Source organism: Bacillus sp. REN16, from assembly GCF_020731355.1.
Classification (GTDB): domain Bacteria; phylum Bacillota; class Bacilli; order Bacillales; family Bacillaceae_L; genus Ferdinandcohnia.
The window spans coordinates 65,797-92,189 of the sequence record NZ_JAJFZK010000004.1 but is presented as its reverse complement, the minus strand read 5'-3'; the positions used below and the strand labels follow the sequence as shown (position 1 = coordinate 92,189).

The 26,393-nt window shown below is 37.9% G+C and carries 28 protein-coding genes, 1 riboswitch and 2 other annotated features (1 of these 31 running past the window's edge); of the genes, 5 read left to right on the top strand and 23 right to left on the bottom strand.

What is annotated here, in order from left to right; translation table 11 throughout:
* Nucleotides 1-57 precede the first annotated feature (57 nt).
* A riboswitch (Lysine riboswitch) is annotated at nucleotides 58-236 on the bottom strand.
* Between the two features lie 67 nt (nucleotides 237-303).
* From uvrC to zapA, 12 genes are all read right to left on the bottom strand, one after another.
* Complete coding sequence (gene uvrC / locus LKW28_RS06090) at nucleotides 304-2,076, bottom strand: excinuclease ABC subunit UvrC (RefSeq protein ID WP_229139461.1); 1,773 nt, start codon at nucleotides 2,074-2,076, stop codon at nucleotides 304-306.
* Between the two features lie 160 nt (nucleotides 2,077-2,236).
* Nucleotides 2,237-2,551 (bottom strand): thioredoxin, encoded by a 315-nt coding sequence (trxA, locus tag LKW28_RS06085; RefSeq protein WP_057999495.1) that lies wholly within the window; start codon nucleotides 2,549-2,551, stop codon nucleotides 2,237-2,239.
* A gap of 400 nt (nucleotides 2,552-2,951) precedes the next feature.
* The gene (locus LKW28_RS06080; RefSeq protein WP_229139460.1) at nucleotides 2,952-3,929 is read right to left on the bottom strand and encodes an electron transfer flavoprotein subunit alpha/FixB family protein; all 978 of its coding nucleotides are present in this window, start codon (nucleotides 3,927-3,929) and stop codon (nucleotides 2,952-2,954) included.
* A gap of 63 nt (nucleotides 3,930-3,992) precedes the next feature.
* Nucleotides 3,993-4,769 (bottom strand): electron transfer flavoprotein subunit beta/FixA family protein, encoded by a 777-nt coding sequence (locus LKW28_RS06075; RefSeq protein ID WP_229139459.1) that lies wholly within the window; start codon nucleotides 4,767-4,769, stop codon nucleotides 3,993-3,995.
* A gap of 78 nt (nucleotides 4,770-4,847) precedes the next feature.
* Nucleotides 4,848-5,621 carry an enoyl-CoA hydratase gene (locus LKW28_RS06070; RefSeq protein ID WP_229139458.1) on the bottom strand — a complete coding sequence of 258 codons (774 nt, stop codon included), beginning with the start codon at nucleotides 5,619-5,621 and terminating at the stop codon, nucleotides 4,848-4,850.
* A 244-nt stretch (nucleotides 5,622-5,865) separates the two neighbouring features.
* Nucleotides 5,866-6,456 (bottom strand): TetR/AcrR family transcriptional regulator, encoded by a 591-nt coding sequence (locus LKW28_RS06065; protein WP_229139457.1) that lies wholly within the window; start codon nucleotides 6,454-6,456, stop codon nucleotides 5,866-5,868.
* A gap of 211 nt (nucleotides 6,457-6,667) precedes the next feature.
* Nucleotides 6,668-8,356, bottom strand: a complete 1,689-nt coding sequence (locus LKW28_RS06060) for an AMP-binding protein (RefSeq protein ID WP_229139456.1) — start codon at nucleotides 8,354-8,356, stop codon at nucleotides 6,668-6,670.
* 279 nt (nucleotides 8,357-8,635) lie between these two features.
* Nucleotides 8,636-9,055 (bottom strand): DUF350 domain-containing protein, encoded by a 420-nt coding sequence (locus tag LKW28_RS06055; RefSeq protein ID WP_229139455.1) that lies wholly within the window; start codon nucleotides 9,053-9,055, stop codon nucleotides 8,636-8,638.
* Between the two features lie 39 nt (nucleotides 9,056-9,094).
* Nucleotides 9,095-11,455: an endonuclease MutS2 gene (locus LKW28_RS06050; protein WP_229139454.1), complete on the bottom strand. Its 2,361-nt coding sequence runs from the start codon at nucleotides 11,453-11,455 to the stop codon at nucleotides 9,095-9,097.
* Nucleotides 11,456-11,514: 59 nt separating this feature from the next.
* Entirely contained in the window at nucleotides 11,515-13,236 is a 1,722-nt protein-coding gene (gene polX, locus LKW28_RS06045; protein ID WP_229139717.1) for a DNA polymerase/3'-5' exonuclease PolX, read from the bottom strand.
* Nucleotides 13,237-13,371: 135 nt separating this feature from the next.
* Nucleotides 13,372-13,899: a CvpA family protein gene (locus tag LKW28_RS06040; RefSeq protein ID WP_229139453.1), complete on the bottom strand. Its 528-nt coding sequence runs from the start codon at nucleotides 13,897-13,899 to the stop codon at nucleotides 13,372-13,374.
* Between the two features lie 6 nt (nucleotides 13,900-13,905).
* Nucleotides 13,906-14,175: a cell division protein ZapA gene (zapA, locus tag LKW28_RS06035; protein ID WP_229139452.1), complete on the bottom strand. Its 270-nt coding sequence runs from the start codon at nucleotides 14,173-14,175 to the stop codon at nucleotides 13,906-13,908.
* Between the two features lie 145 nt (nucleotides 14,176-14,320).
* On the opposite strand from zapA, the gene rnhC reads away from it, so the two are divergent.
* Entirely contained in the window at nucleotides 14,321-15,256 is a 936-nt protein-coding gene (rnhC, locus tag LKW28_RS06030) for a ribonuclease HIII (protein WP_229139451.1), read from the top strand.
* Nucleotides 15,257-15,290: 34 nt separating this feature from the next.
* Here rnhC and pheT read toward each other — a convergent pair whose 3' ends face one another.
* From pheT to LKW28_RS06015, 3 genes are all read right to left on the bottom strand, one after another.
* Nucleotides 15,291-17,705, bottom strand: coding sequence for a phenylalanine--tRNA ligase subunit beta (gene pheT / locus LKW28_RS06025; protein WP_229139450.1), 2,415 nt, complete (start codon nucleotides 17,703-17,705; stop codon nucleotides 15,291-15,293).
* Between the two features lie 15 nt (nucleotides 17,706-17,720).
* Nucleotides 17,721-18,755, bottom strand: coding sequence for a phenylalanine--tRNA ligase subunit alpha (pheS, locus tag LKW28_RS06020; RefSeq protein WP_229139449.1), 1,035 nt, complete (start codon nucleotides 18,753-18,755; stop codon nucleotides 17,721-17,723).
* Nucleotides 18,756-18,927: 172 nt separating this feature from the next.
* Nucleotides 18,928-19,162, bottom strand: a binding site (T-box leader).
* A 61-nt stretch (nucleotides 19,163-19,223) separates the two neighbouring features.
* The gene (locus LKW28_RS06015; RefSeq protein WP_324255014.1) at nucleotides 19,224-19,904 is read right to left on the bottom strand and encodes a TIGR02206 family membrane protein; all 681 of its coding nucleotides are present in this window, start codon (nucleotides 19,902-19,904) and stop codon (nucleotides 19,224-19,226) included.
* A gap of 141 nt (nucleotides 19,905-20,045) precedes the next feature.
* Here LKW28_RS06015 and LKW28_RS06010 point away from each other — a divergent pair, with 141 nt between their 5' ends.
* Entirely contained in the window at nucleotides 20,046-20,264 is a 219-nt protein-coding gene (locus LKW28_RS06010; RefSeq protein WP_229139447.1) for a hypothetical protein, read from the top strand.
* A 14-nt stretch (nucleotides 20,265-20,278) separates the two neighbouring features.
* Complete coding sequence (locus LKW28_RS23210) at nucleotides 20,279-20,524, top strand: type II toxin-antitoxin system RelE family toxin (RefSeq protein WP_420708830.1); 246 nt, start codon at nucleotides 20,279-20,281, stop codon at nucleotides 20,522-20,524.
* A 30-nt stretch (nucleotides 20,525-20,554) separates the two neighbouring features.
* Here LKW28_RS23210 and LKW28_RS06005 read toward each other — a convergent pair whose 3' ends face one another.
* The gene (locus tag LKW28_RS06005; protein WP_229139446.1) at nucleotides 20,555-21,304 is read right to left on the bottom strand and encodes a TrmH family RNA methyltransferase; all 750 of its coding nucleotides are present in this window, start codon (nucleotides 21,302-21,304) and stop codon (nucleotides 20,555-20,557) included.
* 118 nt (nucleotides 21,305-21,422) lie between these two features.
* On the opposite strand from LKW28_RS06005, the gene sspI reads away from it, so the two are divergent.
* Nucleotides 21,423-21,629 (top strand): small acid-soluble spore protein SspI, encoded by a 207-nt coding sequence (gene sspI / locus LKW28_RS06000; RefSeq protein WP_229139445.1) that lies wholly within the window; start codon nucleotides 21,423-21,425, stop codon nucleotides 21,627-21,629.
* A 43-nt stretch (nucleotides 21,630-21,672) separates the two neighbouring features.
* On the opposite strand, the gene LKW28_RS05995 is transcribed toward sspI, so the two are convergent.
* Complete coding sequence (locus LKW28_RS05995; RefSeq protein ID WP_229139444.1) at nucleotides 21,673-22,758, bottom strand: M42 family metallopeptidase; 1,086 nt, start codon at nucleotides 22,756-22,758, stop codon at nucleotides 21,673-21,675.
* Between the two features lie 81 nt (nucleotides 22,759-22,839).
* On the bottom strand, nucleotides 22,840-23,277 hold the full coding sequence (gene dut / locus LKW28_RS05990; RefSeq protein WP_229139443.1) for a dUTP diphosphatase: 438 nt from the start codon (nucleotides 23,275-23,277) through the stop codon (nucleotides 22,840-22,842).
* Between the two features lie 108 nt (nucleotides 23,278-23,385).
* Here dut and LKW28_RS05985 point away from each other — a divergent pair, with 108 nt between their 5' ends.
* Nucleotides 23,386-23,781: a sigma-w pathway protein ysdB gene (locus LKW28_RS05985; RefSeq protein WP_229139442.1), complete on the top strand. Its 396-nt coding sequence runs from the start codon at nucleotides 23,386-23,388 to the stop codon at nucleotides 23,779-23,781.
* Between the two features lie 15 nt (nucleotides 23,782-23,796).
* On the opposite strand, the gene LKW28_RS05980 is transcribed toward LKW28_RS05985, so the two are convergent.
* The 5 genes from LKW28_RS05980 to infC all read right to left on the bottom strand — a co-directional run bounded on the left by LKW28_RS05980 (nucleotide 23,797) and on the right by infC (nucleotide 26,074).
* Nucleotides 23,797-24,384, bottom strand: coding sequence for a TVP38/TMEM64 family protein (locus LKW28_RS05980; RefSeq protein WP_229139441.1), 588 nt, complete (start codon nucleotides 24,382-24,384; stop codon nucleotides 23,797-23,799).
* A gap of 72 nt (nucleotides 24,385-24,456) precedes the next feature.
* Nucleotides 24,457-24,726 (bottom strand): DUF1294 domain-containing protein, encoded by a 270-nt coding sequence (locus LKW28_RS05975; protein ID WP_229139440.1) that lies wholly within the window; start codon nucleotides 24,724-24,726, stop codon nucleotides 24,457-24,459.
* Nucleotides 24,727-24,938: 212 nt separating this feature from the next.
* Nucleotides 24,939-25,295 carry a 50S ribosomal protein L20 gene (gene rplT / locus LKW28_RS05970; RefSeq protein WP_229139439.1) on the bottom strand — a complete coding sequence of 119 codons (357 nt, stop codon included), beginning with the start codon at nucleotides 25,293-25,295 and terminating at the stop codon, nucleotides 24,939-24,941.
* Nucleotides 25,296-25,333: 38 nt separating this feature from the next.
* Nucleotides 25,334-25,534, bottom strand: a complete 201-nt coding sequence (gene rpmI / locus LKW28_RS05965) for a 50S ribosomal protein L35 (RefSeq protein WP_116351718.1) — start codon at nucleotides 25,532-25,534, stop codon at nucleotides 25,334-25,336.
* 21 nt (nucleotides 25,535-25,555) lie between these two features.
* A complete protein-coding gene (infC, locus tag LKW28_RS05960; RefSeq protein WP_229139716.1) occupies nucleotides 25,556-26,074 on the bottom strand; it encodes a translation initiation factor IF-3 in 519 nt (172 codons plus the stop codon).
* 197 nt (nucleotides 26,075-26,271) lie between these two features.
* Nucleotides 26,272-26,393: a sequence feature (ribosomal protein L20 leader region), on the bottom strand (it continues 13 nt past the right edge of the window).

Genomic DNA, 26,393 nt, shown 5'->3' with positions numbered 1-26,393 from the left:
AACAGCAATGAGAGATTATCTCATTGCTGTGATATACGTAAACAAAAACGCAACACATCGTGAGATAGCTCTCCAAGATTAACTCATCTTGACAATCTTACGTCTCTTAAACATAAGACCAGCAAAAAAAGGTATGAGCCTTTTTTCACTTCGGCGACCTTTCCTTTCTGCAATGATCTTAGGGGCTCATTCCCCTCCTATTGCATACTGATAAAGCTCGCTCCTCTATCATCACTTCAACGTAATGAAGTGTAATATTATATTATTTAGGATTATATCAGAGTATTTTAAAAATAGCAACGACTATTCCTTTAATTTTTCATAGATAGCTTCGGCCGTTGGTCGAGGAATATCGGCGTGTTGGATTTCCTCAATACTGGCTTCCTTCAACTTCTTAATTGAACCAAAATGTTTAAGCAATGCTTTCTTCCTTTTTTCACCTACTCCAGGAATATCATCAAGTACAGATTGAAAAGCACTTCTCCCACGTACTTGACGATGGAAGGTAATCGCAAAACGGTGTACCTCGTCTTGAATCCGTTGGAGGAGATAAAACTCCTGACTATTTCTAGGCAGTTCCACAATTTCAGGCGGGTCACCAATCAATAACTCGGAAGTACGATGCTTATCATCCTTCGCCAGTCCCGCTAACGGGATTTCTAAACCTAGCTCATTTTCTAAAATATCCCTTACAGCAGCAAGATGTCCTTTTCCTCCATCTATGAAGATTAAGTCAGGTAGTGGAAGGCTTTCTTTGAGTGCGCGACTATATCTTCTTCGCACAACCTCTCTCATCGATTCGTAATCATCAGGACCTTGAACGGATTTGATTTTATATTTTCTATATTCCTTTTTATCCGGTTTTCCATCCGTAAAAACAATCATTGCTGAAACAGGATCTGTCCCTTGGATATTTGAGTTATCAAAGGCCTCAATCCGATGAGGTGTATAGATTCCCAACTTTTGTCCTAAGTTTTCAACCGCTTTGATTGTCCGCTCTTCATCTCGTTCAATGAGAGCAAATTTCTCTGTTAACGCGATTTTTGCATTTTTCGTTGCTAAGTCTACTAATTGTTTTTTCTTCCCGCGACTTGGTTGCTGAACGTTTACTTCTAGTAATTGCTCTGCAGTCTCTCGTTCAATTGGACTCGGAAGCAAAACTTCCTTTGGCTTAAAATGATTATCTTTTAAATAGAATTGTCCCAGAAAGGTGAGGAAATCCTCTTCAGGCTCATTATAAAAAGGAAATAATGACACATCCCGCTCGATTAATTTACCTTGGCGAATGAAAAAGACCTGAACACACATCCAACCTTTATCATAGGAATAACCGAATACATCACGATCGATGAAATCCGTTATGGTCATCTTCTGCTTTTCCATTGTTGTTTCAATATTTGAGATTTGATCACGATATTCCTTCGCTCTTTCGAAATCAAGGTCTTCAGAAGCCTTTAACATCTTTTCTGTTAACTCCATTTTGATTTCTTTGTACCCGCCATTTAAAAAACGAATGATGTCGTCTACCATTTTTTTATTTGTTTCATCTGGTACATCGTACACACAAGGTGCAAGACATTGACCGATATGATAATACAAACAAACCTTATCTGGCAGAGTTGAACATTTTCGTAAAGGATAAATCCGGTCTAATAGTTTTTTTGTTTCATTTGCTGCTTGGACATTCGGATATGGGCCAAAATATTTGCCTTTGTCTTTCTTAACTTTTCGTGTAATCAATAAACGAGGATGTTTTTCCGCGGTAATTTTAATAAAAGGATACGTCTTGTCATCCTTTAGCATTATGTTATATTTTGGATCATGTTTTTTGATTAAGTTGATTTCCAGCAGCAGAGCTTCAATATTTGAAGATGTTACAATATATTCAAAGTCCACAATCTCATTTACAAGTCTCAGCGTTTTACCGTCATGTGACCCTGTAAAATAAGAACGAACACGGTTCTTTAATACTTTCGCTTTTCCCACATAAATAATGGTCCCTTGCCTGTCTTTCATTAAATAACAACCAGGCTGGTCCGGTAATATTGCTAATTTCTCTTTAAGATGATCGTGCATACTCACCACTCCATCTGACCTAAAAATGATACTACCCTCATTAAAGAAGGGTAAGCCGTATCCTATATTGTAACATCTTTAAAGAGAAGTTGTACGTGTAAAAAAAGGAATTCTTTCGGGGCAAACAAAAAACAGCCAAAATTGGCTGTTTTTAATTGGATTAATAGTGGTTAGCAAGTTTTCCAGCAAGAGCTTCTTTTGGTTGGTAGCCAACTACTTTATCTACAACTTCACCATTTTTGAATACAAGTAAAGTTGGGATACTCATTACGCCAAATTTTGCTGCTGTTTCTTGATTATCATCTACATCAAGTTTAACAATTTTTACTTTATCTCCAATTTCAGTATCTAATTCCTCAAGAACTGGAGCAATCATTTTACAAGGTCCACACCAAGGTGCCCAGAAGTCTGCTAAAACTAATCCATCTTTTGTTTCTGTGTCAAAATTTTGATCCGTTACGTTTGTAATTGCCATCTTAACCCCTCCTAAATATGTTATAGCTTTGAAATTATAACAAGAGTATAACATTTGGAATGTCATTTTACGAATGTTTTGCTTCATAATAAATTACTATCTAAAAATCATAGATGTTGATAAGAATTGAAATTAAACTGCATACATAATCATCTTTCCCAACTTTTTACGCTGATATGTACGGAAAGCGAAGAAGGCACATAGAAAAAGACGCCCCGGAGGACGTCTTTTGCGTATTGCGGCGAGAGACAGCACTCCACATAGTGCCTTGCCAAAAGGCGTGTCATCTCGACTTATGCAATTCAGCTCATCGCTTGATTAGTATACCATACTTTCTTCAAAGGTAAAATAGAAAAATTCCCCTTAAATAAAGTGAGCCTTTAAGCGCGCTTCGCTACTATTATGCATTTACTTTTAATTTTTTAAATTCTTCAGTTAGCATTGGAACTACCTCAAAAAGGTCCCCAACAATTCCATAGTCTGCAACCTTGAAAATATTTGCTTCAGGATCTTTGTTGATAGCTACGATTACTTTCGAGTTAGACATACCGGCTAAGTGCTGGATTGCTCCTGAGATACCGCAAGCGATATAAAGGTCTGGCGTTACAACCTTTCCAGTTTGTCCAATTTGAAGAGAGTAGTCACAATAATCCGCATCACATGCACCACGGGAAGCTCCAATAGCTCCACCAAGAACAGTTGCTAGTTCTTTTAATGGTTCGAAGCCTTCTGCACTTTTCACTCCGCGACCACCTGCAATGACAACCTTTGCTTCGGACAAATCAACACCTTCTGTTGCCTTTCGGACAACTTCTTTTACAATTGTACGTAAATCTTTGATGTCAACAGATAGAGAAGAAACTTCTCCAGAACGTGATTCGTCTTTTTCAAGTGGGGTAATATTATTTGGTCGAACGCTTGCGATCATTAATCCGTCCGTTACAATTTTCTTTTCAAATGCTTTTCCGGAGTAAATAGGACGTGTAAAGACAATATTTCCACCCGCAATTTCAATAGCTGTAACGTCTGAAATGAGACCAGAATTAAGTTTTCCCGCAATTTTTGGTGACAGGTCTTTACCTAATGCAGTGTGCCCAAATACAATGCCTTCCGGTGACTCAGCATCGATTGCTGCTAATAAGGCTTGTGAATAGCCATCTGGCGTATAAGATCCTAATTTTTCATCTTCAATTGTTACAACTCGATCAGCACCATAATGGATTAATTCATTTGCTAAGCTGCTTACAGAGTTTCCAACTAAAACAGCAACTACTTCTCCACCTTCTGCGACTGTTTTTCCGGCTGCAATTGCTTCAAAAGATACGTTACGTAACGCACCTTCACGTGCTTCTCCTAGAACTAATACTTTTCTTGACATTATGCGTAACCCCCTAGATTAGTTGAGTAATTTTTGGAAATCGTATACAAAAACAATCTTACGTTATACTACCTTTGCTTCATTATGAAGGAGTGACACAAGTTCTTTAACTTGATCTACTAACTCACCTTCAAGCACTCGACCCGCTTCTTTTTTAGGTGGCAGATAAATTTCAATTGTTTTTGTTTTTGCCTCTATATCATCTTCATCAAGATCTAAGTCATCCAACTCAAGCTCATCAAGCGGCTTTTTCTTCGCTTTCATAATTCCAGGTAAGGATGGGTAGCGAGGTTCATTCAGCCCTTGTTGACATGTAACAAGTAATGGTAAAGAAGTCTCAATCACTTCAGAGTCCCCTTCAACGTCTCTGACTACTGTTACTTTTGAACCGTCAACCTCTAGTTTTGTAATAGTCGTTACATAAGGAATATCCAGAAGTTCTGCGACACGTGGGCCGACCTGACCTGAACCGCCGTCAATTGCAACGTTTCCGCCTAAAATAATATCTGCATCTTTTTCCTTTAAGTACTCAGCTAAAATTTTTGCAGTTGTATATTGATCTCCATCTTCAAGATCGTCTTCAGTATTAATCATTACCGCTTTATCTGCACCCATTGCTAGAGCTGTACGTAATTCTTTATCTGCTTCATCGGTTGTTGCAACTGTTACTACTGTTACTTCTCCACCGTTAGCGTCACGAAGCCTAATCGCTTCCTCGACAGCATATTCGTCATAAGGGTTAATAATAAACTCAGCACCCTCTTCACTAATTTGTCCATTGCTTACAACGATTTTTTCTTCTGTATCAAATGTTCTTTTCAATATTACAAAGATGTTCATGTGATTCCCTCCTAAGGTTTTATGCTTGATTGTCAAAAATCTAATCTATTTTATTTTCTCTAATAAACATGAAATCTATTATTTCCCTTTAAACGTTGGCTGACGTTTTTCGATGAAGGCAGATATCCCTTCCTGTCCATCCTCAGAGACGAACATTTCACCGAATAATTCGGCTTCTCGGTCCACAGTTGCTTCGTATTGTTCATTCTTTACCGAATTCAGTAATTCAATTGTCGCTTTTATCGATAAAGGGCTTTTTTGAGCAATCTTTTGAGCCATCGCCATCGTTTCCTCATGAAGTTTTTCTTCAGGGAATGCCTGATTTGCTAAACCAAACTGGACGGCATCTACACCACTTATTGGATCACTTGTCCAGAGCATTTGGGCTGCTTTGGCAACTCCTACATAGCGTGGCAAGCGTGCTGTACCCGCAAATCCTGGAATAAGTCCAAGCTGCAGCTCAGGTAAACCAAGCTTTGTATTTTCACTTACAAGTCGGAAATGACATGCCATTGCTAGCTCTAGTCCACCACCTAAAGCTGCCCCATGGATACTTGCAATAATTGGTTTTGGGAATCGCTCCATTCTTTCAAATAATGCTTGACCCTTTCTGGCAAGATTGGAAAATTCTTCACCTGAGTTGATTGTAGTAAACTCTTTTATATCAGCCCCTGCAGAGAAGAATCTCCCTTCCCCATGAATAACTAAAACTCGTGCTGCATCATTTGTTTCTATTGACTCTAGCAAACTTGTAAGCTCTTTCAAAACAGCAGATGATAATGCATTTGCTGGAGGTCGATTAAAGGTTATAGTGGCGATATAGTCATCTATTTCTACTTTAAAAAACTCCATCTGCATCCCTCCTAATTATGTATATGTATGTTGCACACCTAAATTAAATGCGCCTTGGCGTATTTGCGCCCGTTTTTTTTAGGCCCACACGATGTGGGTCACAAAGAAGTTGCCACAGGACGTGGCGTATTTAGTCTTTGATCCTATGCTCGAAAAATTTTCTTTGAAAAATCATGGCATCCGCCTGAGGCTTTAACTTTATTCAGCAGAAGTTTAGACTTCTGCTGAATAAAGTTAAAAATTACTAGGAGTGTGCTTTCCCACAACCATTAACTAACAAGGCATGAACATCCTTTGCCAAGGCAGTCAAATCATATTTTTGTTCGTTCATGACCCAAGTGGTTGTTGTTTCGTCGATTGAGCCAAATATCATTTGTCTTGCCAACCGTGCATCAAGATTGGGATTAAACTCACCGTTTTCTTTTCCAAATAGGATGATAGAATCAATTGTGCCTAAGTACCTTTTTAAGACTTCATTAATCCGGTGACGCAATTCCTTATTTGATTGTCTTAATTCAAGCTGAGTAACAATGGCAAGATGATGATCGGCAGATAAAAGCTCAAAATGTTTTTCTACCAATGTTAATAACTTCTCCGCCGCAGTCGATTTTCCTGCTATTTCAGCCTCAATTTTTTCAATAAATTCTCCCATTTTTTCATGAAATAACGAAACTAGAATATCTTCTTTATTTTTAAAATAAAGATATATAGTACCGTCCGCTACTCCTGCCTGCTTAGCAATCCTTGAGACCTGGGATTGATGATATCCATTTTCAGCGATGACAACTACCGCCGCGTCTATGATTTGCTTATATTTAGGTTTTGTTTTTTTCAAGATCTTACTTCCTTTCAGAAAAATGAATGAATAATCATTCACAATTCTATAATAAAACCAAACGGAACAACTGTCAAGATTAACTTCTGACATGTGACATGTCTTGTTCGCTCTTTGTTAAAATAAAGAAAAAAGAGCCACAGGCTCATCATGGCTCCTCACAAATCTCTGTGTTCCCTCATTGATGTCTAGAGCTGATTGATCCTATTTCTTAATTGATTTTTGTTAGTTTTTCCTTTTCTTCGTCCACTAAGACTCTTCGTAATACTTTACCTACGATCGTTTTAGGTAGTTCGTTTCTAAATTCATACACTCTTGGAACTTTATAGGCAGCCAGATTTTTTCGGCAATGCTGATCAAGTTCTTCTTCTGTACATTGCTGGCCTTCTTTTAAAACAACGTATGCCTTGACCGTTTCACCACGATATGGATCAGGAATTCCTGCAACAACTGCCTCTTGTATCTTCTCATGTTCAAAAAGAATTTCTTCAACTTCCCTTGGGTAAATATTAAACCCTCCTGCAATAATCATATCCTTTTTGCGGTCTACTACATAGAAATATCCATCTTCATCCATATAGCCCAAATCACCTGTTAATAACCAGCCATCTCGGAATGTGGCATCTGTCTCCTCTGGTTTATTCCAATAACCTTTCATGACCTGAGGGCCTTTTACGGCAATTTCTCCAATCTCACCAAATCCGACAGGTTCACCTGTTTCCATTGATAGCACGGCTGCATCTGTGTCAGGCCATGGTAAACCAATACTACCGTTAATTCGTTGTCCCCAGAGTAAATTTGCATGTGTTACTGGGGAGGCTTCTGATAATCCATAGCCTTCTACAAGCTTTCCACCCGTTATCTTTTCAAATTGTTCCTGCACCTCAAGCGGTAATGCAGCTGATCCACTAATACAGGAGTCAATCGAGGATAAATCATATTTATTAAGATCAGGATGATTCAATAACCCAATATACATGGTTGGCGCCCCAGGGAACAAAGTTGGCCTTTGTTTATGAATCGTTTTTAATGTAGCGCCTGCATCGAATTTTGGCATTAAAATCATTTTGGAAGCCATCATAATCGAGAGATTTAACACTGTCGTCATTCCGTATACATGGAAAAATGGCAGTATTGCCAATACAGACTCTTCACCTTTTTTACATTTATACAACCATTTCGAACACATCATTGTGTTGGCTACTAAATTTCGATGTGTAAGCATTACACCCTTTGGAAAACCTGTTGTTCCACCGGTATATTGTAATAATGCTAAGTCTTCTACGGGATCAATCTCTATCTCGATTTCTCTTGCTTCTGAACCTCTAATAATTTCTCTTAGCAGGTGATTCGTTCCCTCGTGTTCAACTTTGACTACGATACCATATTGCTTCTTTTGAATGAAAGGATAAATTAAGTTTTTTGGGAACGGAAGATAATCCTTAATTTCTGTCACAATAATGTGCTCAAGTTGTGTTAACGCTTTCACTTTTGAGACGCGCGGAAATAGAATATCTAACGTAATAATTGCTTTTGAACCTGAATCCTTCAGATGATATTCAAGCTCTCTTTCAGTGTACAATGGATTCGTTTGGACGACGATCCCACCGGAAAATAGAACACCGTAATAGGCAATAACACCCTGTGGACAGTTGGGCAACATGATGGCAATACGATCTCCTTTTTTGATGCCTTGATCCACTAAATAGTTTGCAAGTTTCAGAGATTCTTCATACACTTGTGAAAAAGTTAATTCTTTTCCTTGAAAATGAACGGCAGTCTTCTCGGGATATTCATGTGCTGTTCGTTTCAAATAACTTTGAATCGGGATGCTTTCGTATTCAAGCTCATGCGGAATTTCCTGCGGATAACTTGCTAACCACGGCCTTTCAAACTCCATTTTATAACCTCCCTTATTTATTATTGTACATGTGAATACGAAGACGTATTCAGAATCCAGTTTGAATTTTCAAACCATTTACATTCATTATAGTATAATGAATATTCCGTGACAATTACATTCATGAAATGTTGTTGCTATTTATATCGTTTTTGGGCAAATAAATAGGGCTGATGGTTATTCCAATCAGCCCTAAAAGTTATAAAACTAAATACACTATGCCTATGATTACAAATATTCCACTGACAACTAACAAAATCTTCGCTAGCTTTTCCATATTTAAAAACCACCATTCCCAATGCCTGCGCCAATTACATAAGAAAGTCCCACTGATATAACCATGGATATGAACCCTACTGCGCGATTATCTTGTTGTATTTCAACATCGATGTTGAACTTTGGAGTTAAGAATTCAAAAATAAAGTAGCCAACCAGCAGGAGGAAGAATCCAAATACACCCCAGCCAATCATGACAAATAGTGAGTCATGATTTTGGATGGAATAGCGGAATATATTTGCGATTCCAAAGATTTTTCCTCCAGTTGCCATTGCAACAGATAGGTTTCCGTTTTGGATTTCTTCCCAATTTTTATACTTGGTGACCAATTCAAATATGGCCATAAACAGAACCATGCACAGTATAACGACACTGTAGTTTGCCGCTGTTAACACATATTCATTATCCCAAAATTGATCCATCATCTTCTCTCCCTATTAGAGATTACTTGGTATACCATGTTATTTTAATTCTACAACCGTAACGCCAGTTCCACCCTCTCCGGCTTCCCCGAATCTTGTTGATTTTACAGCTCGATGATTTTTCAGATATTCTTGAACACCCTGGCGCAGAGCACCCGTTCCTTTTCCGTGGATAATGGAAACACGCGGATACCCCGCTAATAATGCATCATCAATGTATTTCTCCACTCTTGAAAGTGCATTTTCATATCGTTCACCACGTAAGTCAAGCTCGAGACTCACATGGTAATCTCTGCCCCTAACTGTTGCCAAGGGTTTTGTTTCTACTGGTTTTGGGCTGCTGACATACTCAAGATCTTTTTCTTTTACTTTCATCTTTAAAATCCCAATTTGGACCTGCCATTCATTATTTCCTGACAGTTCGATAAGATGACCCTTTTGATTTAGGCTAATCACCTTCACTTCGTCACCTGGAACAAGTTTCCTTTTTGTTTTCGTTGCAACAGATTGTTTACCCGTTTTTTCTGTGAGTTTTGGTACTGCATTTTCCAAACGTTTTTTTGCATCAATCAATTGATGTTCTTTGACAAGCGCTTGTTGATCAAGCTTCATTTTACGTAAATCACGAATGACTTCTTCTGCTTCAGCAACAGCATTATTGACTGTTTCTGCTGCTTTTTGCTCAGCCTTTTCGTAAAGTTTTTCCCGTTGTTCATTAAATTCGAGAATTTGTTCTTGAAGTTGCTTATGAAGTTTTTCTGCTTGTCTGCGAATCTCTTCTGCATCATCCAGTTCCTGCTCTGCATCCTTTTTGCTTTTTTCCAAGGAGGCAATCATATTTTCAACTGTGTTCGTTTCAGAGCTAATATGACTTTTCGCTAAGCTGATGATTGTATCTGAAAGCCCTAGTCGTTTTGAAATTTCGAATGCATTACTCCGTCCTGGAACTCCAATTAAGAGCTTATAAGTTGGGCTTAATGTTTCAATGTCAAATTCGACACTAGCATTAACTACCCCTTCTCGATTGTATCCGTAAGCTTTAAGCTCCGGGTAATGGGTTGTTGCTATTACCCTAGCACCACGGTTATAAACTTCATCAAGAATGGAGATTGCAAGTGCAGCCCCTTCTTGTGGATCAGTTCCCGCCCCTAATTCATCAAAAAGAACTAAGCTATTTGCATCGACACGTTTTAAAATATCCACAATATTTACCATATGGGATGAAAACGTACTCAAGCTTTGTTCGATGGATTGTTCGTCCCCAATATCAGCATATACGGATTCAAAAACAGCAATCTCAGACTCTTCTTGTGCAGGTATTTGCAAACCTGATTGGGCCATAATTGTTAATAATCCAATCGTTTTTATCGTGACGGTTTTACCACCTGTATTTGGTCCCGTTATCACAATTGAGGTATAGTCCTTACCAAGCTCAATATCGTTTGGAACTACTTCTTGTGGGTCTATTAAAGGATGCCGGCCTTTCTTTATAAGTACATAGCCATCCCCATTAATTTTCGGTTTAGAACCTTTTAATTTCTTACTATATGCAGCTTTTGTGAACATGAAATCAAGCTCTCCAAGCGTCTCCACATTTTGATAGAGTGACTCTGCTTCAACTGCTACATCGTTTGAGAGTTCCAGTAAGATACGATCGATTTCTTGTTTTTCTCTTACTCGGGCCTCTTGCAATACATTATTAAGCTCGACCACTGATTGTGGTTCAATAAATAATGTTGCTCCTGAAGAGGATTGGTCATGAACGATTCCGCCATATGTCCCACGATATTCTTGTTTAACCGGGATCACATATCGATCATTTCGTATCGTTATAATTGCATCGGATAGTGTTTTTTGTGCGGAAGATGAGCGTATAATATGCTCAAGCTTTTCCCTAATTCTAGCTTCACTGCTCCGGAGCTGCTGACGGATTCCGCGCAATTTGTCGCTCGCCCCGTCCATGACACCACCATTATCATCGATACAGTTTTTTATTTTTTGTTCAAGTTCAAATAAGGGTGTAATGCTTGTAACCAGGTCCCCTAGGATCGGCAGACTAATCTCATCCTCAATCATACCTTCTATAAACTTTTTCATTTGACGGCCAGCATAAATAGTCCCCGCAATATCTAAAAGCTCCATTGTATTAAGGGCTCCGCCGATGCTTGACCGTTTTATGGAGGCTCTAATATCTGTTAAACCACCTAGTGGCACATTTCCTTTTAAACGCAATACCTTTGCAGCTTCATCTGTCTGATCCTGTAGAAACATAACCTCCTCTACATTTGTAGACGGGGTCATTTTATCTACCTTTTCTCTTCCCAAAGAAGATGAGACATGCTGTTTTAGTTGTTCCTTTACTTTATTAAACTCTAGTACCTTTAAAACCCGTGGTTGCATGCTGTAACTCCCTTCTTGCTACCAAGTTCCAACTTTTTCAACTAAAGGATTTCTAAATCCTATAAATTTCGTTTTAAATAAGCGATGAGCTCATCCTTATCCCAGGTATTAATGACATTTTCTTTTTTAATCCAGCCTTTTATTGCAGCGGATACACCATATCCCATATCCTCTAGCATATCCATATTATGTGCATCTGTGTTAATGACTAGTTTTACACCCTTCTCTTGTGCCTTTTTAATATATTCTGAAGAAAGGTCTAACCTATTCAAATTCGCATTTAATTCTAACGCTGTATTTGTTTCTTTTGCTAACTCAATTAACATATCTACGTCTACGTCATATCCTTTTCTTCGCCCTATTATCCTTCCGGTAGGGTGTGCAATAATGTCAACATGCAGATTTTCTAAAGCTGTTTTTAAGCGCTGCATGATTTTCTCTCTCGGTTGTGTGAAACTAGAATGGATGGATGCAATCACGACATCAACTTCTCTAATAATTTCGTCATCATAATCAAGTTTACCATCTGGCAGGATATCCATTTCAACACCTGTGAGTATTGTAAAATCATCGTATTTTTCATTTAATCTTTTTATTTCTTTGTGTTGTTCCAGTAATCGTTTAGGAGTTAGCCCGTTTGCCACACGTAAGTATTGTGAATGGTCTGTGATTGCCATATAACGATACCCTTTATTCCTGCATGCCTCCACCATTTCCTCGATGGTAAAAGCCCCATCACTCCATGATGTATGCATATGGAGATCACCTTTTATATCTTCAAGCTGAATATGTTCAACTGCCTGATGAAATGCATCTACCTCAGAACCATCTTCTCTAAGCTCAGGAGGGATAAAGGCGAGTCCAAAATAGTGATAGAATTCTTCCTCTGTTTCAAAAGTTTTTATTTCACCCGTTTCGCTATTTTCAACGCCATACTCACTAATTTTTTCACCGCGTTCTTTTGCTAATTGTCTCATTCTTACGTTATGGTCTTTGCTCCCAGTAAAATGATGAAGGGTGGTCGCAAATTCATGTGGTTTCACTAGACGGAAATCCACTGAAATATCGTAGCTGTATGAAATTTGTATGGAAACCTTTGTGTCTCCACTCGCAATAATCCCATTAATACCATTTAGCTGTAAAAGCTGTTCCCGAACTTGTTCAGGTTCGTTTGTTGCAATAATAAAATCGAGATCCTTTATTGTTTCCTTCATCCGGCGCAGACTTCCTGCACGGGAATATGTAATGATCCCTTCCATCGTACTAAGCTGTGTTTCGATTTCTTCAGCTAACGCTAACATTAATGCAATCGGCAAGCGATCTGGCCGTTTTCCATATTCCTCAATAGCAGAAAGTATTTTTTCTTCCGTTTTCGTTCCAAAGCCTGCCAGATTTTGTATTTTTTCATTTTGACATGCTTGTTTTAGCATTTCCATATCTTCGATGCCTAGTTCCTGATAAAGCTTTGCTATTTTTTTGCCGCCTAGACCTGGCAGGTTTAACAAAGGGATTAGACCTTCTGGTACCATTTCTTTTAATTCATTTAATACGGTTGATTCTCCGGTATCGATATATTCGGTAATGACCGCTCCTGTTCCTTTACCAATGCCAGGTAATGTTGTGAAGTCATCAATCGTAGATAAGCTACGATCATCATTTTCAAGGGCTGCTGCCGCTTTTCGAAAGGCAGATATTTTAAATGGGTTGTCCCCTTTTAGTTCCATATAAATTGCGATTGTCTCTAAAAGACGGATCACATCTTTTTTATTGATTGTCAATATAACCACCACCTATATTTCATCTACGATTAACTATCCAAAATGATACAGATTTTTTGTAAAAAAGTCACTATTTGCGGATTCATGCGGGTTCATAAAAAAAACTTCCCTATAATAGAGAAGTCGAGTTACTAATTATCAAATCCACATGTCCTTAATTTTTCCAGTAAAGAATGGGGTATGTTGGACGATCATTTTAGCCATAAATGAATCATTGAGATTAGACTGAACGATTTCTACCGGAAGTAGTGCTCCGATATATAGGACGATAAATACAATTAAGTAAACTTCAACAAATCCTAATAGACCTCCAGCCCAACCATTGATTTGTTTTAAAATTGGCAGATTTGCAAGGAAATCTAGCATTGAGCCAATGATTTGCCACAGGAATTTTGTTATAAAGAAAATAATTGCAAAGGCAATTGCCCGATAATAGGCTGTCTCTAAATTCGTACTTTCAAATAAAAACTTCATCGTATCGGCGTCGCCGAAAGTTGGATATGGAATCCATAATATTAATTTTGGCATTAGTTCATCATAATAGAGGTATGCAACGATAAAAGCAACTATAAAACCTGTAAGATGAACGATTTGAAGGATAAAGCCTCTTCTTAAACCAACTAAAAATCCCACTAAAAGGATGATTATTAGGACTAAATCAAACATATCACGTCAATCCTTTTCATTTATTGCTTGTGTTAAACGTTTTTCAAGCTCTTCGTAGTCTTCTTTTAGCTTTAAATGTTCATGTACAATATTAACGGCTGTTAATACTGCTAATTTATTAATATCAAGTGTCGCGTTTTTACCGCTTATTTCTCTCATTTTATCATCGACAATTGAGGCCACAAGGCGTATATGGCTTGTGCTCTCAGACCCGATAATCGAATATTGCTGTCCATATATATCTACAGTTGTTTTTGTTTTTTGTGGCTGTGACAAGTAGTTGGCCTCCATTCTAGACAATCCTACAGATAATAATACCACGAACATGATATGTATGGAAAGAAATCTCAACAAACGTTATGATAGATTATAAAGAATTTTATCCAATCTTGTATAAAAATAGTAAATAGGGGATGTTATCTTGTCTAATACTGTCTTAAAGTGTACCCCCGGTACCATTGAAAAAATGAAGGCGCATTATAAAAGTTACTTATTAGAAAAAGTCCCGCAGGGCGGGGTATTTGCTGCCAAACTTCCAAGCTGTTCAATTACTGCATACAAGTCAGGAAAGGTATTATTCCAAGGAAATAATGCTGCTCCAGAGGCTGAAAAATGGGGGGCCACAGAAACACCAACTAAAACAACTAATACAAAGAAACCTGTTGCAAAAAATAGTGGCTTACCGCCTAATATCGGAACCTTATCGATGGTTGGATCTGATGAAGTTGGGACAGGTGATTATTTTGGCCCCATGACAGTAGTAGCTGCATATGTTTCTAATGATAAGTTTGCTTTGCTGAAGGAACTTGGGGTTAAAGATTCCAAGGATCTAAACGACAAACAAATTTGTGAAATTGCTGAATCTATCATTCATGTGATTCCTTATAGCCTGTTAATATTACATAATGAAAAATACAATGAACTCCAAGCAAGAGGCATGACACAAGGCAAAATGAAGGCATTGCTGCATAATCAAGCAATTGGGCATGTTCTTAAAAAAATTGCACCCGCTACACCAGACGGTATTTTAATTGACCAATTTGCAGTCCCAGACGTGTATTTCAAGCATTTATCAGGTCAAAAAGAAATCATTAAAAATGATGTATATTTTAGTACGAAAGCAGAGGGAGTTCATCTTTCGGTCGCTGCCGCCTCAATCATAGCAAGGTATGCATTTGTTAAAGAATTTGACAAATTGAGTAAAAAATGCGGATTAGAGTTAAAAAAAGGAGCAGGCGCACAAGTGGATGTTGTTGCCGCTAAGCTAATCAAAAAACAAGGCGTAGCTGCTTTACGAACCTTTACGAAACTGCATTTTGCAAATACGCAAAAAGCTAAGAAAATTGCCGGAATTTAAAAATGGAGCGGGCTCAATACCCACTCCATTTTCATTATGAACGCAAAGTTGCTTCAAATTTTTCCGCAACTGCTTTTAGTACTTTATCATGTGCTTTTGTAACTTCATCTTCAGTTAAGGTGCGCTCTGGATCAAAATACTTGATTGAATAGGCAACAGATTTTTTACCTGGCTCCATGCGCTCTCCTTCATATAGGTCAAAAATCGAAACATCGCGAAGTAGCTTACCACCCGCTTCAATAATAACTTGTTTCATGTCACCTGCTGCTACTGACTTATCCACAACAAGTGCAATGTCACGAGTCATCGAAGGGAATCGTGGAATTGGCTGATAAAGAATTTCCTCCACATCTGCCTCTAAAATATCTTTTAATGATAATTCAGCAACAAAAGTTGGTGTTAAATCTAAGTCTTTTTGAACATTTGGATGAACTTGGCCAACAAATCCAATTTCTCTGTTATCCAATAACACAGTAGCTGTACGACCTGGATGCATCCCTTCTACTCTCGCTTGCAGGAATGATGTTCTGTTTTCTAGACCAAGCTTTTCAAATAACCCTTCTAGAATTCCTTTGACAACATAGAAGTCCACCGCTTTTTTCTCACCCTGCCATGTTGGTGATAACCATGAGCCTGTCAAAGCAATTGCCAAATGTTCCTTTTCGTCAGGTAGTTCTTGGTTTGGTCTAGTAATGAATACAGAGCCTGTTTCGTAAGTCGCTACACTATCAATTTGACGAGCTAAATCATGTGAAACAACCTCTAATAAATGTGGAAGAAGGCTTAATCTTAGGTGACTGCGTTCTTCACTCATAGGCATTGCCAGACGAATTGACTCACTTTGTTCAAGTGCGTATTTATTTACTTTTTCAGCACTTGTTAGGGAATATGTGATGCTTTGGTATAAACCAACACCTTCTAAAAACCTTCTAACTAGACGGCGCTTTGCTTGATAGTCCGTTAATCTACCTGGTTTTGATTCGCCAATTGGAAGAGTAGTTGGTAATTCATCATATCCAAATAAACGTGCTACCTCTTCGATTAGATCCTCTTCAATTGTAATGTCTGGTCTGCGAGTAGGTACTGTAACGTGGAATGTATCATTATCCACAGTAAATGAGAATCGCAGGTTGGTAAAAATTTCTTCTACTTTTTCTTTTGAAATCTCAGTACCTAACACTTTATTAATTCTCTCAAGTGTTACAGAAACATTTACTGGTTGAATATCAAGTGTATCAACAGCTACAACACCATCAAGCACGACACCGCCAGCCAGCTCAGCCATTAGCTCAGCGGCACGGTCAGCGGCTTCTCGAGTACGGTTTGGATCAATTCCTTTTTCAAAACGAGCACTTGCTTCACTGCGCAGACCGTGATCTTTAGATGACTTACGGATTGTGCTGCCTGTAAAATAAGCAGACTCGATTAAGACAGTTGTAGTGTCAGATTTCACTTCAGAATTTGCCCCGCCCATTACACCTGCAAGTGCGACTGGAACTGAACCATTTGTAATCACTAGGTGCTCATCGGTTAATGTACGCTCTGCATTATCTAATGTTGTAATTTTTTCTTCATTGTTCGCACGTCTAATTAGAATTTCTTTGGAACCTAGACGATCATAATCAAATGCATGTAGTGGTTGACCATACTCTAATAAAATATAATTTGTAATATCGACAACATTATTATGTGGACGAATTCCTTCAGCCATCAGGCGTGTTTGAAGCCATAATGGAGATGGACCAATTTTTACATTCTTCACTACTCGTGCCACATATAAAGGATTATCTTCCTTCGCTTCTACTGAAATCGAAATGTAATCTTCCGCTTTTTCCGCTGAAGTGGTTACTTTCGGTTGTGGAAGATTTACATCTTTTCCTAAAATAGCAGCAACTTCATAAGCAACCCCCATCATGCTCATAGCATCAGCACGATTAGGAGTTAATCCTAGCTCTAGAACTTTATCATCAAGATTTAAAAGAGCGAGTGCGTCAGCTCCTGGCTCTACTTCATGCGGGAATACAAAAATGCCTTCTGCGTATTCCTTAGAAACAAGCTTTGATTCAAAACCAAGCTCTTGAAGGGAACAAATCATTCCATTTGATTCTTCACCGCGAAGCTTCGCCTTTTTGATTTTAAAATTACCTGGTAACACAGCCCCTACCTTTGCGACTACAACCTTTTGGCCTTTCGCAACGTTTGGCGCACCACAAATTATTTGAACAGGCTCGCCTTCACCAACATCAACGAGACATTTATTCAATTTATCAGCATTCGGATGCTGCTCACATTCAAGAACGTGACCGACCACAATTCCGCTAATGCCTTCACCTAAATGATCGACACCTTCAACTTCAATTCCACTTCTCGTAATTTTTTCTGCTAATTCTTCGGGTGTTACACCTGATAAATCAACGTATTCCTGTAACCATTTATATGAAACAAACATTCTCTTTCTCCCTCCTTAAGCCCGATTAAATTGTTTGATGAAACGATTATCATTTGTGTATAAATGACGAATATCATCAATTCCATATTTCAACATGGCAATACGCTCTGGGCCCATACCAAATGCAAATCCTGTATATTTCTTTGAATCAAAGCCTGACATTTCAAGTACATTTGGATGAACCATACCTGCGCCTAAAATTTCAATCCAGCCTGTCTTCTTACATACATTACATCCATCCCCGCCACACTTAAAGCAAGATATATCCATCTCTACTGAAGGTTCAGTGAATGGGAAAAAGCTTGGGCGCAGTCGGATTTCGCGATCTTCCCCAAACATTTTTTTCGCAAACGTATTAAGAGTTCCTTTTAGGTCACTCATACGGATGTTTTCGTCGACAACTAAACCTTCAATTTGCGTGAATTGGTGAGAGTGTGTCGCATCATCATTATCACGACGGTACACTTTACCAGGACAGATGATTTTTACCGGACCTTTCCCTTCATGCTTTTCCATTGTTCTCGCTTGAACAGGTGAAGTTTGGGTACGAAGGAGAATATCCTCGGTGATGTAAAATGAATCCTGCATGTCCCGTGCTGGATGGTCCTTCGGTAAATTTAACGCTTCGAAATTGTAATAATCCTTTTCAACTTCTGGTCCTTCCGCAATTGAATAGCCCATTCCTAGGAATAAATCTTCAATTTCTTCAATTACCTTAGTTAGCGGGTGAGGTCCACCTACATTAACCGGTCTACCTGGTAGTGTGACATCAATTGTTTCAGAAGCAAGTTTTCTTTCGACTTCTTCTTTTTCGAGTAGTTCTTGTTTTGCAGTTAATGTTTCAGTGATTTGCTCTCTGACCTCATTGACAAGTGCACCCATTTTTGGACGCTCTTCAGCAGAAAGTTTGCCCATACCTCTAAGTACCTCTGTAATAGGTCCTTTTTTACCTAAATAAGCAACACGAATATCATTTAATTCTTTAAGATTCGTTGCTGCATCAACTTTTGCAAGAGCTTCTTCTTTCAGCTCAAGTAATCTTTCTTGCATGGTTTTTCCTCCTTTTTATTAGAAAAGCGCAAGGCGCCCGTTCATCGGCGACAAGCACAAGACGAGCACTGACAGAGGGCGTCTTTTGCCTTCCGAAGTGATTGGCTTGTGACCTCGAGCCGATGGCGCCTGGAGCTAGACAATAAGACAAAATAAAAAACCTCAATCCCAAAAAAGGGACGAGGTTTAGATTCGCGGTACCACCCTTGTTAACAATTACAAATAATTGTTCACTTCGTTTCGATAACGGCAAATGCCGGAACACCTTTACGTCTATTGTTCAAACGGTCCAAGTGCCAACTCAAGAGGTGAATTCACTTTCTTCTTCTATAAAAATGCTTGCAGTCACGGCATTTTCTCCCTGAAATAGTGAGTGGAAAGGTACTAGTCTCTGTCACTGTTTTTTTACTATATGTAAAGCATATAAATTATATTATACGTATCTTCAATATGCAAATCAAACCCAAATTATTTCTTTTTTCTTAAAAATGGGAGAAAGAGGATAAAAAACATAATTAACGCGACGATTTCCAAGGATAAAATATACCATGGGTACGGGCCAAGCAGGTCGATTAGGCTTGGGTTCATTGGTTTGTGCGCAAGAAACATATAATTTCCACCTGTTGCTTTGTTGATAAAAAAGACAACCAAAGCGATACTGTTTAATCCCGCAAAGGCCTTCCAAATGGATTTCAAAGTCGGTCTGCAATTCTCATACCAAATCATGTAGAAGCTTGCTAGAATAATCGCAATATGGGCTAGGAAAAAGTGGAAATAGCGATAATGCGGAAAATCATAGGCAAGTTCTGGTGTAAGCATCGCTTGCAGGGCACCACCTATGCCTAAGAAATAAGTTACTTCAAATAATAAATAGCTTCGAGTTAATAGCATAATGATGCTTAGAAATAATGATATCGAGCAAAGCTGAAGCGGCAGGGAATCAACTGGATCCCACACCCCTGTAAACACATACCAGAGGTAAAGAGATAGTTCGCTAGCTAACAAAACAATTGCTAATGTATAGCGAATGACTGATTTTCTTTTCGTGAGTCTATCTCTTAAAAGAAACAACAAAACACCCAAGACTATAAGCAAGCCCAACATCACAACATGCGAAAAAGATAACCAATGAAACGGTTCACCAACTATTGTACCTCCAAAATAGTTGTTAATAGCCCCCGCACCCCTTATCCTACAATTTTATTACTCGTTTTTTAAAAGTTACAATATATTTTGAAATCTTCATGTTCAGTGTATAATTAATCTAATAAATATGAAAGGATGAATTGAATGAATAAGAGAGAAGAATTGAAACGAATTATTGATAATTTGCCTGAAGAAAAACTTCCCGATCCAGCGGACTTTTTAAAATCATTAATTCCAGAGGACGATGAGCCTATAACAGAAGAAGAGTTAAAGGAAATCAAAAATTCGAGAGAAAGAATTAGAAATGGTGAATTTGTCACATTAGATGATTTAATTAAAGAACTAGATGAGGATTACAAATAATGTATACCTAATTAATCGACAAAAACGCCGAAAAATTCATTAAGAAACTAGATAAAAACATTCGGTTAAGGATAACTGATGCTTTATTAGAAATACAAGAAACACCATTTTCTGCCTCAAACGTTAAAAAGTTGTCAAACCTCAACTTATACAGAAAACGTGTTGGGGATATCGGGATTGTTTATGAAATAATCGAAGGTAAATTAATTGTTCATATTATTAAAATTGGGTATCGAGGCGATATTTATAAACGCATTTAATCGTTCACTCATCGCCCCACCTTGTGCACTTTACCGCAAATGATAAAGCAAGATCCCCGCTGCCACGGCTACATTCAATGATTCACTTTTTCCGTAGATTGGAATATATAAGTTTTGATCTGTTTTTACCAGTAATTCAGGATTTACTCCATTGCCTTCATTTCCAACCAGTATGGCGAAGGATTCCTCGGCAGCAGCTTGTTTATAGTCAACTGCATTCTTTAAAGAAGTCCCGTATACTTTTGTACCGTTTTGCTTTAGCTGATCAATCGTATCATATAAATTTCCCTTCACAATAGGTATATGAAAAATCGACCCCTGTGTAGAACGAACCACCTTTGAATTATAGACATCGACACTTCCTTCTCCAATAATCACAGCATCTATACCAGCTGCATCCGCAGTGCGAATCATTGTTCCAAGATTACCCGGGTCTTGCACAGCATCAATCAGTAATAATCTTGTGAAATTGACTTCTGCTCTAGCGGAATATTGTTCACAAATAGCCGCGATTCCTTGAGATGTATCTGTATCACTTATTTCTTTCATTATTTTTTCTGTCACAATCGTGATAGATAAATTGTCTACATTCCAGCTTGATGGAATATCTACTGTTTCACTTATGATCAATTCACGAATGATCACATCACTTTTTAAAGCTTCTTCAACTAAATGAAACCCTTCAATTATATAAGTTTCGGTCTTATCACGTTCTTTTTTCGTATGTAATTTTTTCCATTGTTTTATTTGGGGATTTTTATTTGATTCAATTCGCTTCACGTACTAATTGCTCCTTTTTGCTGATTCTTTTTTTCATTATATCCTATGGAACTTACATAAAAAAGGCAGATCGCGTAAAAGATACTAAAGAAAAGTTACATAGAAAGGGTGCATGTGAATGAATTTGAATTTAAGAAATGCAGTTAAGCATAATGTGGCAGGAAATTCTCAGGCAGAATTACAAGATACAATTGTGGATGCTATCCAAAGTGGAGAAGAAAAAATGCTCCCAGGTCTAGGAGTATTGTTTGAAGTGATTTGGCAAAATGCAAGCCAAGAGGATAAACAAGAAATGCTCGCAACTTTAGAACAAGGGTTAAAATAATAATTGAGTAAAGCCGATGACATCAATCATCGGCTTTTCATTTTCAATCAAATTTAATTTTATTTACTGCTTCTTGATCCAGACGTTTAATTACCTCAGCAATAAGTTTCACTGCATTTTCATAATCATCACGGTGAAGAATACCTGCATGTGAATGAATATAACGTGTTGCAATTGTAATCGCTAAGGCCGGAACACCTTCCAGCGTAATGTGGATTGAACCTGCATCAGTGCCACCACCAGCAATCGCATCAAATTGGTATGGAATGCTTAGTTCATCTGCAACTCCAACAACAAAATCACGCAAGCCTTTATGCGATACCATGGATGCATCATATAAAATGATTTGTGGACCCTCACCCATTTTACTTAACGCTTCTTTTTCCGAGATTCCGGGAGTATCACCGGCAATCCCAACATCAACAGCAATTGCAAGATCAGGCTTGATCATTGTTGCAGCCGTTTTTGCACCACGAAGACCAACTTCCTCTTGAACGGACCCAACGCCATATACAACGTTTGGATGTTCTTCATTTTTCAAATATTTTAGAACATCAATCGCAATCGCACAGCCGATACGATTATCCCATGCTTTCGCAAGCAGCATTTTTTCATTATTCATAACTGTGAATTCAAAATATGGAACAACTTGGTCTCCAGGCTTTACTCCGAATTCAAGAGCTTGCTCCCTGCTTGATGCACCAATATCAATGAACATATCTTTGATTTCAACAGGCTTCTTTCGTGCGTCAGCAGATAAAATATGAGGCGGTTTTGAACCAATTACCCCTGTAATATCTCCCTTCCTCGTAACAACTGTTACTCTCTGAGCAAGCATAACCTGTGACCACCAGCCGCCAACTGTTTGGAAACGCAGAAATCCTTTTTCATCAATCTGTGTTATCATGAATCCAACTTCATCTAAGTGTCCAGATATCATGATTTTTGGACCAGTTGTATTGCCTTCCTTTTTTGCAATTAAACTGCCTAGTCCATCGTATAAAATTTCATCAGAATATGGAGTTATGTATTTTTTCATGACCTCACGAGGCTCTCGTTCATTACCGGGGATTCCTTTTGCATCAGTAAGATCTTTAAGCATCGTTAATGTTTCATCAAGCTTTGTCATTTTTACATCACCTAACCTTCATTGATTTGACCATTTTTATTATACAGAAAATAGTGGCAATTTAACAATTTTGGGCAAATATTATTTTACACCGCTTGATCCAAATCCGCCTTCTCCTCTTTCAGAAGCAGTCACCTCCTCGACCTGAAGCAAGTTAACCTGAGCTACCTCTGCAATTACCATTTGTGCAATCCGCATGTGTTTTTCCACTACAAAATTTTCTTTACCATGATTGATTAAGATGACGCCAATTTCTCCACGATAACCTTCATCAATCGTTCCCGGACTATTTAAGACGGTTACTGAATGTTTTAGTGCTAATCCGCTTCTTGGTCGTACTTGTGCTTCTGTCCCCGCTGGCAGTTCAATTTTGATACCGGTTTTGACTAATTCAGCATCACCCGGTTTAATTACTTTTTCTTCGGCAGAAAATAAGTCTAAACCTGCATCACCCGGATTGGCTTGCAACGGAAGCCTAGCATCTTTATTCAACAGCATTACTTTTAAATTATATGTCATGTAAAAACCTCCTCTAGAAAAAAATTATAACAAATTTAAAATATCTTGAAACCTTTTGTGCAGCTAATTCGTATATGTTGGCAGATTGAAAATGGAGGGAGTCCTCTTATGTTTGTCCTACTTATTCGTTTTGTCATTTTACTTCTAATCATCTTTTTATTATATCGGATTTTCAAGTACGTACTAAATCCAAAGAGGAAGCTTGAACTTGCTCAAGAAAAGCGGGAATTCTACTGGCTTGATGACCTGGAAAATGTCCATAAAAACTTTTTATTAACGAATAAGGGCGTTTTATTTGAAGGGGAAAAATATTTAGGATCTACGAAGAACTCATTTGAGGTTGTGTCCATCTTTGTTTGGGCCAAAAATGATAATCTGAAAGGATTAACCTATACAGATTTCCAGTATATTGAACGTAGAATAAAAGAAATATATCCACATGCAAAGATTGATTGGAAAAGTCCGATAAAAGAACTTATAAAGGAAAACAGTCGTGAGAGATAAACTCATGACTGTTTTTTATTGATAAGACTTATTTGTTTTTGGTTTAAAAAATTCATGCCACTTGATAATAACTTGTTTTTCTCTCAGTAGATAGAACAAAAGAGTAAGGGCAAGGAGGATTGCGAGAATCACAGTTGTAGAGAATTCGCGGATAAATTGACCGAACACAGTAAATAGAAGAGCTACCGGGATATTGGTTAAAAAGGATGCTTTGGTATATCCTCGAAAATTTCTTGTGACATCCATGATACATAATGATAAAAGATGAAAATTAATAAATGGAATAAGACGTAAGATTGCAATTTGCCCAATCGTAAAATTGACTTTGTCTCCCAACCATTTTTGCTTGAGAGCATTAACCTTTTTGGACAGCCTTGGTACCTGCCGATATAAAAAATAAAAAATGATGCTGAGCATGGTTAAACCTAGTATGGAATAAATCGTCCCAAAAACAGAGCCGAATAAAATACCCCCGATGATGCATATAACAGGAACTGGTATGAAAAAGAATGGACGAATCAGATGGAGCCCAATAAAAATAATGGGGGCAAGCAGTCCAGTGGATTCAATAAATACAAACAGCAATGTCATCGTTTCATCCAAATGTACAACCCACCTCTTCCTGTTGGAAACTTATACAAGTGCTAATTAAACCATATACAATCGTACAAGCAGTTATGACAGGTTAATTAAAATATATATGTAGATAACAATCGAAAGTACTGCAAGTAAAGGAAGCAGGATGACAAATTGTTTATGCTTCGTCTTGTGGCGAAATTGCTTCATTCCAAAAGTCGCTCCAAGGGCTCCACCTAAAACAGAAATGATCCAAATATGCTTTTCAGAAATGCGCCACATGTGATTTCTTGCTCTATTTTTATCGATGTACATGAGCAGGAAACCGTATATATTTAAAATTACATAGATTGATAGAATTGCGTACATAATTTTTGCCACCTTTTACAATTTAAATTAAGTTTTATTGCTGTTATTTTGTTTTATAGCCATTATTTTGTTTTTATAGCTGTTATTTTGTTTTTATAGCCATTAATTTGTTTTTATGGCTATTATCTCGTATTTATAGCTGTTAGCTTATCAGGCAACAAAAAAGGTTACCCTCATTTTACAACGAGAGTAACCTTTTTACATAACCTAAATTACTTAAGGTTGTTTTTTGCAACTGTTGCTAATTCTGCGAATGCTTTTTCATCGCTAACAGCTAGGTCAGCAAGCATTTTGCGGTTTACTTCGATACCAGCTACTTTTAGTCCGTGCATTAAACGGCTGTAAGAAAGACCGTTCATACGAGCAGCAGCATTGATACGAGTGATCCATAGCTTACGGAAGTCGCGTTTCTTTTGACGACGGTCACGGTAAGCATACATTAATGATTTCATTACTTGTTGGTTTGCAACTTTATATAAAGTGTGTTTTGAACCAAAATAACCTTTAGCTAATTTTAATACTCTTTTACGACGTTTGCGTGTAACAGTTCCGCCTTTTACTCTTGGCATTTTGTACCCTCCTAGAATCTATATCAATCGATCAGTGATTATTTAATGTTGTCTAGCATGTGGCGAATACGTTTGAAATCGCCTTTGCTTACTAGTGAAGCTTTACGAAGCTTACGCTTTTGTTTTTGTGATTTATTTCCGAATAAGTGGCTTGTATATGCATGAGAACGTTTAAGTTTACCAGATCCTGTTTTCTTAAAACGTTTTGCAGATCCACGGTGTGTTTTCATTTTTGGCATAGGGAGTTCCTCCTCAATTCATTACTTTTCGATTTTAGGTGCTAGTACTAAAAACATGCTTCTACCATCCATTTTTGGATGTGATTCGATAGTAGCAACTTCAGTACAAGCTTTAGAAAAACGATCTAAAACACGTTGACCGATCTCTTTATGTGTAATCGCACGACCCTTAAAGCGAATAGATGCTTTTACTTTGTCACCTTTTTCAAGGAATTTGATTGCGTTGCGAAGCTTTGTATTAAAATCATGTTCATCAATGGTTGGGCTAAGTCTAACTTCCTTGATGTTAATAACCTTTTGATTTTTACGTGCTTCTTTATCCTTCTTCTGCTGCTCGAAACGGAATTTACCGTAGTCCATAATACGACATACAGGTGGTTTCGCATTTGGAGCAACCAATACAAGATCAAGATTTGCTCTAGCAGCAATTTCCAATGCTTCAGTTTTGGATTTAATTCCTAGCTGATCACCATTTTGACCAATCAAACGAACCTCACGGGCACGGATGCCCTCGTTTACCATCATGTCTTTGCTAATAATTAGCCACCTCCAAGGTTTTTTAACAAGCTTTGTCTAGTTTCAGCGCCTAGCCCCTCGAGGTCATAAGCCAATCCGTCAAGAAGGATAAAAGGCATCCTTCATGCCGGCTTTTCTTATGCTTGTCAGGGCTGAACAAGGCGCTTCCACATTTCTAATGAATGCCTCGTTTGAAATTTTGCGCATTTTACAGATTTGAGACAAATAAAAAAGTGTGAATGTATACACACCCACACTATTACAATTCATTTACACAATAATGATTAATGAACGTAAGACCTACCAACTGCAATTTGCGTCAATCAGGTGAGAAGCGGGTGCC